Origin of the sequence: Limnospira platensis NIES-39 (genome assembly GCF_026000695.1) — a bacterium.
GTDB lineage: Bacteria > Cyanobacteriota > Cyanobacteriia > Cyanobacteriales > Microcoleaceae > Limnospira > Limnospira platensis.
In genome coordinates this window covers 835,788-847,976 of sequence record NZ_AP026945.1, presented here as the reverse complement: position 1 = coordinate 847,976, position 12,189 = coordinate 835,788, and the positions used below count along the sequence as shown (strand labels likewise).

At 43.5% G+C, this 12,189-nt stretch carries 18 protein-coding genes; 3 read left to right on the top strand and 15 right to left on the bottom strand.

The features are described 5' to 3' along the window. Positions 1-58: 58 nt before the first annotated feature. The 11 genes from N39L_RS04410 to N39L_RS04360 form a co-directional block, all read right to left on the bottom strand. On the bottom strand, positions 59-208 hold the full coding sequence (locus N39L_RS04410; RefSeq protein WP_014274412.1) for a hypothetical protein: 150 nt from the start codon (positions 206-208) through the stop codon (positions 59-61). Between the two features lies 1 nt (position 209). Next, entirely contained in the window at positions 210-629 is a 420-nt protein-coding gene (locus N39L_RS04405) for a hypothetical protein (protein ID WP_014274411.1), read from the bottom strand. Between the two features lie 3 nt (positions 630-632). Next, positions 633-986, bottom strand: coding sequence for a hypothetical protein (locus tag N39L_RS04400; RefSeq protein ID WP_014274410.1), 354 nt, complete (start codon positions 984-986; stop codon positions 633-635). A gap of 21 nt (positions 987-1,007) precedes the next feature. After that, the gene (locus N39L_RS04395; RefSeq protein ID WP_014274409.1) at positions 1,008-1,376 is read right to left on the bottom strand and encodes a hypothetical protein; all 369 of its coding nucleotides are present in this window, start codon (positions 1,374-1,376) and stop codon (positions 1,008-1,010) included. A 146-nt stretch (positions 1,377-1,522) separates the two neighbouring features. After that, positions 1,523-2,722 (bottom strand): hypothetical protein, encoded by a 1,200-nt coding sequence (locus N39L_RS04390; RefSeq protein ID WP_035736462.1) that lies wholly within the window; start codon positions 2,720-2,722, stop codon positions 1,523-1,525. 180 nt (positions 2,723-2,902) lie between these two features. Then, positions 2,903-3,727 carry a hypothetical protein gene (locus N39L_RS04385; protein WP_014274407.1) on the bottom strand — a complete coding sequence of 275 codons (825 nt, stop codon included), beginning with the start codon at positions 3,725-3,727 and terminating at the stop codon, positions 2,903-2,905. A gap of 4 nt (positions 3,728-3,731) precedes the next feature. After that, positions 3,732-4,172, bottom strand: coding sequence for a hypothetical protein (locus N39L_RS04380; RefSeq protein WP_014274406.1), 441 nt, complete (start codon positions 4,170-4,172; stop codon positions 3,732-3,734). 2 nt (positions 4,173-4,174) lie between these two features. After that, the gene (locus tag N39L_RS04375; protein WP_035736460.1) at positions 4,175-6,019 is read right to left on the bottom strand and encodes a hypothetical protein; all 1,845 of its coding nucleotides are present in this window, start codon (positions 6,017-6,019) and stop codon (positions 4,175-4,177) included. Continuing rightward, positions 6,016-6,588, bottom strand: a complete 573-nt coding sequence (locus N39L_RS04370; RefSeq protein ID WP_014276478.1) for a hypothetical protein — start codon at positions 6,586-6,588, stop codon at positions 6,016-6,018. Before N39L_RS04370 ends, N39L_RS04375 begins: the two co-directional genes overlap by 4 nt. Next, positions 6,585-7,367, bottom strand: a complete 783-nt coding sequence (locus N39L_RS04365) for a group 2 RNA polymerase sigma factor SigC (protein WP_234933440.1) — start codon at positions 7,365-7,367, stop codon at positions 6,585-6,587. The genes N39L_RS04370 and N39L_RS04365 overlap by 4 nt, the downstream gene beginning before the upstream one ends. Positions 7,368-7,463: 96 nt before the next feature. After that, a complete protein-coding gene (locus N39L_RS04360) occupies positions 7,464-7,994 on the bottom strand; it encodes a hypothetical protein (protein ID WP_410223695.1) in 531 nt (176 codons plus the stop codon). Between the two features lie 20 nt (positions 7,995-8,014). Between N39L_RS04360 and N39L_RS04355 the strand changes: the two genes are divergently transcribed. After that, positions 8,015-8,977 (top strand): hypothetical protein, encoded by a 963-nt coding sequence (locus N39L_RS04355; RefSeq protein ID WP_014275869.1) that lies wholly within the window; start codon positions 8,015-8,017, stop codon positions 8,975-8,977. A 30-nt stretch (positions 8,978-9,007) separates the two neighbouring features. Here N39L_RS04355 and N39L_RS04350 read toward each other — a convergent pair whose 3' ends face one another. Continuing rightward, complete coding sequence (locus N39L_RS04350) at positions 9,008-9,184, bottom strand: hypothetical protein (protein ID WP_014274400.1); 177 nt, start codon at positions 9,182-9,184, stop codon at positions 9,008-9,010. Between N39L_RS04350 and N39L_RS04345 the strand changes: the two genes are divergently transcribed. Next, complete coding sequence (locus N39L_RS04345; RefSeq protein WP_014274399.1) at positions 9,183-9,770, top strand: tyrosine-type recombinase/integrase; 588 nt, start codon at positions 9,183-9,185, stop codon at positions 9,768-9,770. The two genes, N39L_RS04350 and N39L_RS04345, sit on opposite strands and share 2 nt — an antisense overlap. Before the next feature lie 276 nt (positions 9,771-10,046). Here N39L_RS04345 and N39L_RS04340 read toward each other — a convergent pair whose 3' ends face one another. The 3 genes from N39L_RS04340 to N39L_RS04330 form a co-directional block, all read right to left on the bottom strand. Then, positions 10,047-10,538, bottom strand: a complete 492-nt coding sequence (locus tag N39L_RS04340) for a winged helix-turn-helix domain-containing protein (RefSeq protein ID WP_231851938.1) — start codon at positions 10,536-10,538, stop codon at positions 10,047-10,049. 53 nt (positions 10,539-10,591) lie between these two features. Next, entirely contained in the window at positions 10,592-11,020 is a 429-nt protein-coding gene (locus N39L_RS04335) for a hypothetical protein (protein ID WP_014274397.1), read from the bottom strand. A 76-nt stretch (positions 11,021-11,096) separates the two neighbouring features. Further along, positions 11,097-11,453 (bottom strand): hypothetical protein, encoded by a 357-nt coding sequence (locus N39L_RS04330; protein ID WP_014274396.1) that lies wholly within the window; start codon positions 11,451-11,453, stop codon positions 11,097-11,099. A 250-nt stretch (positions 11,454-11,703) separates the two neighbouring features. Here N39L_RS04330 and N39L_RS04325 point away from each other — a divergent pair, with 250 nt between their 5' ends. Beyond that, positions 11,704-11,925, top strand: coding sequence for a hypothetical protein (locus tag N39L_RS04325; protein WP_126277461.1), 222 nt, complete (start codon positions 11,704-11,706; stop codon positions 11,923-11,925). Positions 11,926-12,189: the final 264 nt, after the last annotated feature.

Genomic DNA, 12,189 nt, shown 5'->3' with positions numbered 1-12,189 from the left:
CAATACTTACTGCTGAGACCACATTAATTGCTTTATTTCCTGGTTGTTGGTTGTATACTTACTGTGCTTGATATAATGCCCCTACTAAATGACAAAATTCTACGGTAGCGTCCACACTATCACCGCTTGCCCCCAATGTTTCTAGTAAGGTTTTAAACTGTGAATCATCTGGGAGATGGTCGATTAATTGATTAAGAGAGATGTCCATGTTAACTTACAAAAGCCTCAATTGTTACGTCAAACTTTAGATCCATTGTAGGATGATTTTCGATCCATGTTGCGTTTTTGAAAAAACGGCGGCGGACTCCCAACCTTCTAATCACCGAGGGGTTGTCTGTAAATTCTTGAACTGGTGGATAGTTAATCAGTTGCGGTTCTTCTGTAACGTATACAGTCCTTTGCCCTGTTATCCAGTCAGAATTTTCAGAATCATTATAATAATGCCCTCGAATAAGCAGCATTGACCTATAGCCATCATAGGGATTTGTCCACCGCCCCCAATCAGTTGAAAATTTAAACCTCAACAATGAGTATTGAGTAACTGGGGGGCTGTGAATTATCCACTCTTGACTTGGCTGATAGCTTGAAGCTATCACCTCCCATGTGCCATAAGCATCTGTAAAACTCATGCTTTACTTGACAACTTGGCGGCGGTCTAAACCAGCACCTACTACTGTCCTACCATTAAGCGTTTTTCCTGTCGCTCTGTAATACGATAAAGCATCATCTATCTTGTCACCAGCGCAGAAAATTCTATAATTAATTTTTCTGCCTCCTGTGGCGCTACATCGTACATTAATCCTTACTAATTCCCCGGTTCGCATTAGTTCAGCAGTGTCATATAGTGGGGCTTTTAAATTTGCGGCTTCTGCCTCTCTAACCCCTAGAACATCAGCATTATCTGCTGTATACATTACATTACTAGCTCGAAAGACCCTAGCGGTTGCTCCTGTGCCTGTTTGACAAATTTTCGTTCTAGCTGCCATTTCAGAATCCTTTTATATTATTTAACGGTAATCAACTCGTACACGATCGCGACATGAAGTTATCACTCCCGTACCATCCCAGGGCTTGTTAGGTAGCACTTGGATGGCTTCAGTAACCTTGTCTGTAGGCACATAAATATCAGCACCAAAATACTTATTGTCTTTTCGGTAGTTAATTCGCATCTTCATTAAGAAACCCTCCTGCACAGCTTTATTTGGCTTAAGCATATGTGCATTTACATTTGTTGGATCTGTGTGGGCGGTCATTCCGAGATGTGTAGCAATGCCATTGTACCGATTAGAAAGCCGGGCAGCTACTTTAATGGTTCCCGTACCCCCTGGCGAGGGTGAATTCCAGCTATAAATTTTTGAACTATTTAGACTGGGCATAGAATACCTGCCTTGTTGTTTAAAAACTGATTACCACTACATTCATAACAGGTATTTTTAGGGTGTGCAACAGTTACGGAAACCTATAGGGTTTCCGAACATACAAGGGAGTTTGTTTGATCTAAAAAAATCGTTGGGGTTGTCTTCTAATCGGGATTCTTGTATATGTGCCCGTTGTAGTCACAGAGTATGATAGGCTCATTGAGCATCTCCAAAAACAATTTCGCCTCTCTAAAATAGACGTGCCCGACCGGACGGCGGCGGGGTGGTTTGACTTTGTTACCCAATATCGTCACTTCTGGGGGCGTAATAGGAAACGCTTGGGATGGATTTTGGTTGCTCGATGTAAAGACCTTTGAACTGTCAAACTCTATCTGCATCACCTGGCAGATTCGTTGATAAAGATTAATCCCCTCTGATGCACTGGTGACAAAAACGAAAGATTCCAACCCTTGGCGCTTGTCTCTATAGCTAACCGATTCCCTCCCCTTGTGAAGACGGAATTGTTGAGGTTGTAGAAAGTTTTGGACGATTCTCTGTGCCAAACTTCTGATATTAGCTTTAGTTAACAAGTCGCCAGTTCCGTTCGGGTTTTCTGTTTTTCCCACCAAACGGAATCCCACTCTTGCCTCTAATTGTCGGTAGCCTTTTTCCACATCCTCGATCCGTTCCAAAAAGTACAGCACAACCTTGGGAGCGCCCCGGTAACTAATACCCGTCGAGACCGTGCTATCCATTCCCTCACTGCTACCCCCACCCTCGTAGTGGATTTGTAGGATTTGCCTAATTAATTCCTTGTCGTTCCCCGTCAAGACAACTGATTTGTTCTGAGAGCGATCGGGAAAATATTCTATTGTGCGGTGAAGCCCAACATCTTTTGCTGTTTTTCGGGCTGAAGGTTTCCATTCAATGTAAGCCGGGCGAGAGCCTACCTCGTTCCTCCATCTGCTTATTGTCTCCCCATTGGAATCCTTAACATTAGATGAAGGATAGTTAGTTCTTAAATTGGGGAGTTTTGGGTTCACTCTGTAGCGCAGTTCTGGATAACCCGATGCCCAAACATCAAACCAATCCTCGAATTTTAGATCGCTGGCATTGAGAAGATGCTCGATCATCTTCTCCATCCATCCGAGTTGTGACAACTGCAATGCCAAGGCTGACTCAGAACCAGTCATCAGCAGCTTATAATCTGGGTTTTTTCTATCAGGTTGTAACTGATAAACGTTCCAGTTTGGCTGCAATTCTATTCGGACTCGTTCCGGCCGCTTATCTGATAGTTTCGTGATACGCCGTTGACGAGCCATCATGATGTAAGTTTGCTGAGTAAGTCTTCCAACTTCTACCATTGATATCCCTCCTCTCAGGTGATGAATTTATACCGGTATCCACTCCTCATAAGTTCCCTGCTCTGACAACAACTCACCGAGGGTTTCAAAAAAAGTAGATGTCATTGTTTCTATACCCTCCCATTGTTGCTCATTCACCCAATCAAAATATTCATCTTCTTTAACTTTCGCCCAAGTTTCTTATACTTTCTCCGAAACAATAAAAGGTGATTGCCCTTCCTTGCCCCAAGTATCTTCCTTATCCAACAACCTGGCTGCTACTTTTCTGGCGTTAATGTAAGTCATAACAAACAGTGCTTTTTTAACAACCTCTTGCACCGCATACCTCAGCGAGGATAACGCATCCACCAAAGTCTCTTTAATAGTCGGGTTAATCATACACATAGCGGCGATCGCACCTTCCCGAATCCTTAGCGTTGCTGCATTAACCGACTGCCCTACCTTCCCCGCCACCAAACTAGCCAATGATTTCCCGACTGTTTCCCCCAAGGGAACATATAAAGCATTAGCCGCTTGTTTTAAATCGTCCATCATTTTCTTGTCAGATTCTGCCCAATCAAAGTTATAGGCTTGAGAAACCCCTTGGGTCAATCTGCTCATCACTGTAGGTATTGTTACCCCTAAAAAACCGCCAACAAAAGCCGGATGGGCTGCTACTAAACTCCCTACACCCGCACCAACAAACCCTAATGCTTGTCCGCCAACAATCAGCACAGTCCCAGCAATTAAACCACCCGCTACAATCCCGGCTATTTTAGGAACCAGAGGAGCCTCTTGTAGCCATTCTTTGAAAAAACCCCAGTTCCCTTTTTTGATGTTTTCTGCAATAACTAAAGCTCCGCCCTTGACACTACCCGCCCACTTCTTAAAATCAAAGGCTTTTAAACTTTGAATCTGCTGATAAAAAGGGGTCGAAAAAGCATTAAACCACTGTGAAGACATTGCACCGCCAGCTATAGCGGTTGAAGTTAGTTCTCTCTGGTCTATCCCTACAACATTAGACATAATCTTAACCTATATTATCAGCGTCGAATGGTAATAAGTCTTTACTTCGGCGAAATTCAGTTAGATTTTCCCTTGATGACAAATTGTCGGATTTGATTTGGCGATTCATCATCAACTCATCATTAGTTTTTAAGAGGCGGGGGCGCTCTGTTTTACTAGGAGGACTTTTGGGCTTGTCTTTAAACCTCGGTTCTGTCATCGCATTATAATAATTCATCAACCAAGAACGTTTAAACTCTTCAAAGTCGCCGCCCCCAACGGCTGAAGCCATATTTAAATAGTCTAAATGTAGCCGAAAATCCAAGACAGCGATCGCTTCCTCTATTCTGTTGTTGGTATCAGTTCTTAACCCGGCTTTTTCATCTTTTTTAGATGGTGGTTTCCTACCACTACCGGAATCGCTCGGAGGGCGATTAGAACCACGGGGGGGATTTCTTTTGGTCACGATTATGTCCTCATTTTAGCTGCCATATTCAAAATTATCTCATAAAGGTCAGTGCTTTTAAACCTAAACTCATCAACCTCTATTTCATAATCACGAATCTCTAATAAATCGGGCAACATAGCTTCTGTCGTGTCTTCATCGTTTAAATCAAGTTTAGGCTCATGACCCTTTTTACTATCCTTACCGAATCCCTTACCAGCTCCCCAGTGTTTTTTACCAAACACATTAAACTCAATCGGTAAAGTCACCACCTTCGAGATAATAGGAATTCCCAACCCGTCCAAAATCGCCGACGTTCTGTAATATAACTTAGCTAAAGTCCGATACATTCTCGTCATTATATAAGCTAGGCGAATCTGAATATTTAACCGGTTAGCACTATCACCTTTCAACTCAATCAACAGTTCAGTCTGAGCCTTTAATATAGCCCCCAGCGAGTTAAACTTTAACTCTATAGACTGGTCGCCTTTTTGGGCTTTATTCGTATCCTGAACTTTAACAGTAACCGGAGCATCAAAACCATAATTATCTATGGTTTTAAACAGGTCAGACATGATTTCCAGATAATCCTTATTTGCATGATTACCTTTACCTTCTGGTATCATCATATTAGACGGAACTTGGAAGTTCTTCTCTAACAATTTCCTGACCCCTAGGGCTTTATGTATTTCCCGAGTCATCTTAATCAACTCTTCACAGCAGTTTTTGTCCATATCATCTGGTAATATTGGTAAACTTGGCGGTGGCTCTGGTTCAGGTAAATTCTCTGTATAAGGCAGAGGTACCAGGTAAAGGCACCAGTCTATATATCTACGATAAAGTTGATGGCTTATATAGTTACCAGTTTCTGGTTCTATTTGGTTAAAAACTATCGGAGCCACCGCAACATTAATCTGCTGGGCTGATTTCAAATAACTAGGTGAAAGCATCGGGTATGATGTCCATACACGCTGGGGAAACCATGTAGGAGATTTCTTGATATATTCTAGTTGAAATACCGCTTTAACAGTGTTAAAGTATACTCCAACTTGAACATCTCTAAACTGTCTTCTGTCCCATCTCCCAAAAAGCTGTCTAGTCTCCGAAACTGGCACTATTCCCATAAAAGTTATAGACTCGAACGCCCAACGTTCATTTTGAAATTCAAGAGAGCGTATTAAGTTTGATTTTGATGTTATTGTACCCTCACCCTCCGCTATAAAATTTAATCCTGCTTCCGTAAAAGTTGGAAACCACCCCCACAAAAAGAATACTTTTTTAACTAGATAGAGTTCCCCTAACTGGCGAGAATATCCAGCCGGAGGTCGAGGGATATCGAGCTTAGGAGGTCTAAGATCATTTTCATCTTCGCTTGTCTCAATTTCATCTTCCTCTGTTTCCTCGTCTTTATCATCTTCGCAAACATTTCTGGCAAAGGTAACCGTTTTACCCCCAATAGTTACGCTCATCGATTGCTCGCATTCCCCAAGGTAAACCGAGACATTAGCATCATTGATACTGTCAATTGTTCCCCCAAAACCTTTGGGGTTTCCATCCTCATCAAGGTCTACAAATCCGCGAGCCGTGCTGCCAATCTTTTCGGTTTTTATCCCTCTCCTAGTTCCACCATCCTGTAAATCCTCAGCTTCTATGCTTGCTTTGGGCAACATTGACCGGGCAAAATCAACTATCCCCCCAACATCTATCTCAATATCACCGTCATCGCGGGGAAACCTTACTCTAGCCCTGGGTTTATCATCCGCTTCTAATCTTTTGACCTCTCTTTCTATTACATCTACAGCTTGCCTGTAGTTGCGATTTCTAACAATGTCTTTCACCCTCCTGCTTCGCTCTTCTACCTCTCTCATGACAAAAATTCCTCATCCCAATTAATAAATAATTGCCTCCATCCCTCCTCAGACAACACCCGATTATCAGTCAGCCATTCTGGTTCCATCGCCTCGATCGCTTCCAAAGAAACCGAATTAATCGTTTCCCGTTTTTTTAGCATAAAATAAGCATTAGGCAGATACGGGCTTCTCCAAGACATTAACATGGCAGTGACTGGCAACACTTCTAAAAAGTCAAAAGTTTGGCATAGATACTCAATTCTCTCTAACCATTGCTCAACAAGAAAACGATAGTTATCTTTGCGTCTTAAATCCGTTTTATCCGTTTGTCGATCCGTTTTCGGAAATTCATTAATTGTCCTGTATTGTATGGGAACATTAGCCAAGGCTTTTAACTCTCGAATGAAAGGAAAAGCATCAGATGGAGAACCGGGAAGCAAAAAGTGGCGTTTGAATATCACCTTTTTAGCATAAAGCATTGATGATAAATCACTATTCCACAAATTAACTGCATCTACTTCATATTGTCCCTCTGGTAGATAACTTAAATCCTCGGTATTTTCACTGCTATATAAAGCTGTGGTCATTGATAATAACTCTCCATAATCAGAACAGTTGTCGTTCCCTCTTTTACTTTTGCCCATATCGCGTCAGTTGGTATAAATCCGGCTACATTACCTGGATAATAAATCTGGCCGGGTGGCATTTTGAATGGATGGCTTGTCGCGTCACTTCCCAATGTGCCAAAACCCCAAAGGAGCTCAATTTCTCCCTGATTTTGAATTTCAAAATAAGCACGGCTTAGATTAGCGGGGGCTATTAACATGGGATTAGGGCTTACAGTGACTGTGTTCATCACTGTATTAGCCGGACGTTTAGCCATCAATATTAAATCTAATTCTACTCTATGTTCTCCCTCGATGTAAAGAGTGTCATAGATGCGATTACTGGCTATTGAACCGCCCCCTAATATGCCGTTGCCATAATCCTTAAAACTTACACCCAATTGGTCAGCACTGCCAAGTATTTTGACCTCGTTTGCTGTTAAGTAAGGATTAATTAGAGGAACATAAAACCGCCTCCCTCGGTTTTGAATAACAGGACAAGCTGCCTCGACCCATGAACCGGTAGCGCTTTTTCTTCTAAGCAATTGCCACCCAAATTTAGGATGATTGCTCTCTAATTTCATTAATTTGGCTGCTCTTTCTGCCGCCGAATCCTCTGGGTAAAATTCAGGATAAGGAGACCGGGGAAAACTTGGACACCAAACTGAGGCGGTGAGACTTTCTAGGAAAACATTAGCACGCCATAGCCATCTAGGGTCAATATTGTTAGACATTGAGTTGACGACATCAGAGACAGCCAAAAGTGTTAATGGGTCTGTAACATAATTACTGGCATTACTTTCATTAATTTCAAATGAAAATGTGTCGGTTTCTGATCAGCGATTTTCTGCCATAGTTTAAGGCGTTAATAAGTATGGTTGTGCGGTTGAAGTCATGCCGTCGCTGTAGCTAATGATTACAGGATAGTCTGTTAAAGTAATGGTAAGTATTAATGGATAAGTTCCACTTCCACGAATGTTAGGTCCTATGGTAAACTCACAATGTTTTCTGGCGGGTTCGGGATTGAGTGTGGGGCTAAATTCGGCGGCGTGTTGATACATTACCAAATGCAGTAGAGCGCTACATAGATTTTGTTGATTAAAAGGATAGCTACCCGTTCCGGGTTGAAAGCCCACAAGAAATGGTTCTACTACTGCGATCGCACCGTCATCAATAAAACCTTCTAACTCGTCAATATCCAGATTAACAACAGAAGCCTCCTCATCCAGAGACAGATCCATAATATCTTTCCCGGTGATATTAACGACTAAGTTTTTCTGCCTTTGCAACAATTGCCGCCCCATTGCTAAAACTAAGGCTTCTAAGGTAGTTTCAGAAAAATCGGGATAAAGTCCCGGCGTGATGTTCATATGCGACAATAGAGACAACTCATTCCATTTTACTATAAATGCCTATTCGGTTTGAAATGCGTCCTACCGGTGGCGGGGGCGGCGGCGCTTATTATCGCCATATTAAGTCAGGTTATTTTCAACTCACCGCAGGGGAAGAGATTGAAATAGTCCCCGCCACGCCATTATTAGTCCGTCGGGAAATCACCATCCAAGCCGACAATCCTTTTTCTATTCGGTGGGTAGGGTCTGATTTATCCTTACCTGTTTTTGAAAATGGCTTCTATTCCGATGGGAGTGATGGGGGGATTGGTGTTTTAGCAAGCAGCCCCACAACTCAGATTCTCTCTATCTGGGTGCGCCAAGATACGGAAATTGACTACAACATAGGAAGCGAAATCGAGGACGATATGCCTATCCCAGATTTATCAATTAGACCGTTTATTTCCTTAGATTCCAATATAAACAAACTTCCATCGTTTATAAGTTCTGATTCTCAAGTTAATTATGATGACGTAGATACTTATAATAGGTTCTGGGGAACGTGGACTACAACAGAGGGAGCAGTTAGAGCCTGGCAATTTGATGCTTTTTTGCCCGGTAAACAATATGTTTTTAATATTACCCATAATCTTTATGCCTACATTGGGAATGACGGAATTTCTACGTCTGTTATCAAGGAAGGAACTAATATCGAGATTTTACTATGTCCTCGTGAAACCATGTGGATGGCAATATCTCAAGTTGCATTGTTTTCTAATGTTTTGAGTTCACATATTGACATAGATAATCTTGAAAAATGGATAACAAATCGATGCTCTGTTATTACAGTTCCTGACACAGGGGGAGCTTTTAATCTGACTCCTACTCTGTCTCGCTATATTTTGCTGTTTAAAGCTGAAGGTTCTTTTTTAGCTCCCGGATTAGGACTTTGCCGTTGCATTTACACGCCCAACAGCACAGACCCAAAACAAGGGGGAGAATTTGAGATAACGCAGTTTTTACCATGGGAGGATTGGTAAATTCACAAAAATAGGGGAGAGTATTACCGGTTAGTAAACAAATATAGAGAAGGCTGATCCGATCGCTCGCCGCCAAACTTTCCCCCAAGTCGGCGCAAAAACTAATATTCTCCCCGCCCGAACCCTACAATATTCATATAGGTAAGCCGATCGCTTTACCTCGTCGGCTAGGCAACTGGGGGAAATTCCCCACAGAAATGAACTCATGAAAAAAAACCGCATTGGTAAAGCCTCCGTCATTCCCGACGCGATCGCCGACAAGATAATCAAACGCTGCAAATATCCCTGGCAACAAACTCTACTTTCCATAATGAGATACACCGGGGAACGGGTGGGAGCCGTTAGGTTGTTGCAAGTTTCTGATGTCTACGCCGATGGCAGTTCTCAGATTGCCTTGCCGGAGATTACTTTTAGGTCAGAAACTAGGAAGCGATCGGCTGGGAAAGATGCTGGGGTGAGACAGGTTCCCGTCTCCCAAAAATTGAGAGAAGTTCTGAGAACCTACCGACCTGGTGGTAGTGTCTGGCTTTTTCCTAGCCCATCCGACCACAGTTCACCGGTGACAGTTCAAGCGATCGACTCTTTCCACAGAAAAGCGATCGCTCAACTGGGATTACAGAATGAAGGCTATTCGCTTCACAGTTACCGCCGCACTTTCATTACCAAACTCTACGACAAGGGAATTAGTACCCGGACGATAATGGAGATTACCGGTCATAAATCAATGTCGTCATTGCAGCGTTACATTGATGCTGACCCTAGCAAAGTAAGAAAGGCAATTGATGAAATCTAGGGCAGTCGATAACTTGAGGTTGCCAGACATCAGAGGAAAGTGGGTGCTACTAGCCAAACACAGATCGAGAAGTAACTGCCCTAGATTCCGCCAATTTTAGCACTAAACGGGGCTGCTTGGTATTTTGTCTAAAACATCAAACATTCTCACACACGGCTAACGGCGCTAACCACTGTACAGTAGCAGATAGCGCCGTTTGGGGTTGGGAAATGCTCCTTGATTTTTTTGCTAAATCATAAAGTTTTTGGGGGGTTCAAATCTCCTCCGGTGGAAAATTCAGGAGTTGCTATCTGGGGATTTCCAACCACCCGATTTAAGTGCGGGAAGTTTTTCTAGGATAGTTTCGAGAGATAAGCCGGACTCGATCCACTGTTCTATTTGGTCGGCGATCGCTTTAGCTTTTTCCGATAGATGGGGGCCGGCAAGGTAACAAACCTGCTTTTTTCCCCTATATAGGTAAGCATATTTATTCCCGTTGGTGTCTTGGGCGGTTGACTTAGCTTTCCAGCGAACAGTTAGGCGATCGCTCTGAGAAGTGTTCACCGGGGATAAATTTTCGTCACCCAGGGTGACGGCTATCCATCCCAAATACTTAACCTTACCTTTCTCGCGTAACCTTTCCAGAGACTTGACTACACGAGATATCGGGATATCAGTGGATTGGGCGAGTTGTTTGTGGTCTTGATTCGGACATTTGTCCAGCGCCATAAAGACATCCATATCATCCCAAGCCGGATCGAATGGTTCTACACTTTCAGAATCCGTCACCCAGGGTGACGATATTATGACGGAAAGCTGCCTCGGTGACTTAGATTTTTCCCTCATCGGCCTGACCCCCTGTTATCATCTTCCCCAGATCTCACTCGACTATTTATAGCCAAAATGTTGCCGTAGGATTGCTTGGCTATATCACGAGCCAACCGGAGCTTATGGGCACAAGGAAGGTCGCTAAAATTTAGGGCGATCGCCACATCAAGATAACGGGCGACTTGGCGGAAAGCTGCATAATTCCTCCCGATAAGTTCTCGTAGTTCCAGCACTTCGGACTGAAGTTCCAGCACTTTGGACTCAAGTTCCAGCACTTCTGAAGGAACGCTTGGGATTGTGTCGGTCGGGTTATGAGCGATCGCGCGTAACGGCGCGTTTAAATTTTTAACTTTTGCGTCACCCAGGGTGACGGAATCGGTGACTTTATTAGCGATCGCCTTTTCACCGGTGACAGTTTGAAGGTTAGAAAAGTGTTGTGCCATAGTCCATTTGTTTCTTGAGGGTTTAGCAGCGTGCCAAAATAGAAAGCACCCTTCGTGGACACGAAGGGCGCTTAATTTATTTAGAAACCTGTTGGAGAATCTCCTGTCGGATGTTCTCCATTTGTTTTTTCATTTGAGATTGATAGTCTCGGTTGGCTTGCAGTCTTTGCTCTAATCGAGCCTCATGGCTTTTGACATACTCATGGAAACCAGCAAACAACTCCTCCAACAGGTCTAGAATTTTCCCGCCTGTTCCGGGGACACTTTCCCCGCTTGACTGGAAATTATCCCCCTGGCAATCTGTTCCACCAATTCGGACCGATTCAGATTTAGCTCCAGAGCCATCTGATCCAGTAGCCCGACGGCTGTTTCCGTTAACGTCATCGAGACTGACTTCTTGTTTTCCCCGTACAGCGTGCTGCGGGTCTTCCATTATTCGAGCGCGATAGGTAAAAAGCCGGATGTTGAGAGCGGGGAAGCTGGTAGATTGATGCGATCGCCTTGGGGTTGGTCAGGCGATCGCAAAAGCACACCCTATATATAGGTAAAAAGCCTATGGTCAAACCAAAAGCCGAGGCCGCCAATTTGCCTAGCGGGTTTCACCGCCTGGACAAAAAACATCAGCGGATTTTCCTGGTCACTTGTTTGGCGAGGATGAAAATTCTCTTTGCGCGTGGGTCGATTTGACACGAGAGGCAGTCTCTTTCTCGAACTGTTTAATTAAAGCCAAAATGGAAATTGATAACACCATTACTCACCTAAGAGTTATCGATTTTATCTCTAATGATGAACGATTCCAAGATGTGCATAATTATGCAATGCAGCTTGAAATGTATCACAATCAAATTTATGCAGACTTGGAATATACACTATCAGCTTTAGAAAATCTAGATTTCACCGCCTGATGAGTCCTAGCCGGTAAAGGACGAAACTTTCCCCTCACACCTGGGGGGAAGTCGCGGATAACCGGGTGATTCCCACCGCATTGATAACTAGCCCCCCCGAATTGAAATGGGAGGTTTCCCTCCCCAACCTGTTACTGGGGGCAGAAGTCAATAATTGCTTCTAGCCGGGTTCCAACCCCGGCTAGATTCTAGGGAGATTTGTTCCCCCAGATAGAATGGGCGAGAGCCGTAACAGCTTCGTGGGAACGATTAACCACAACACTA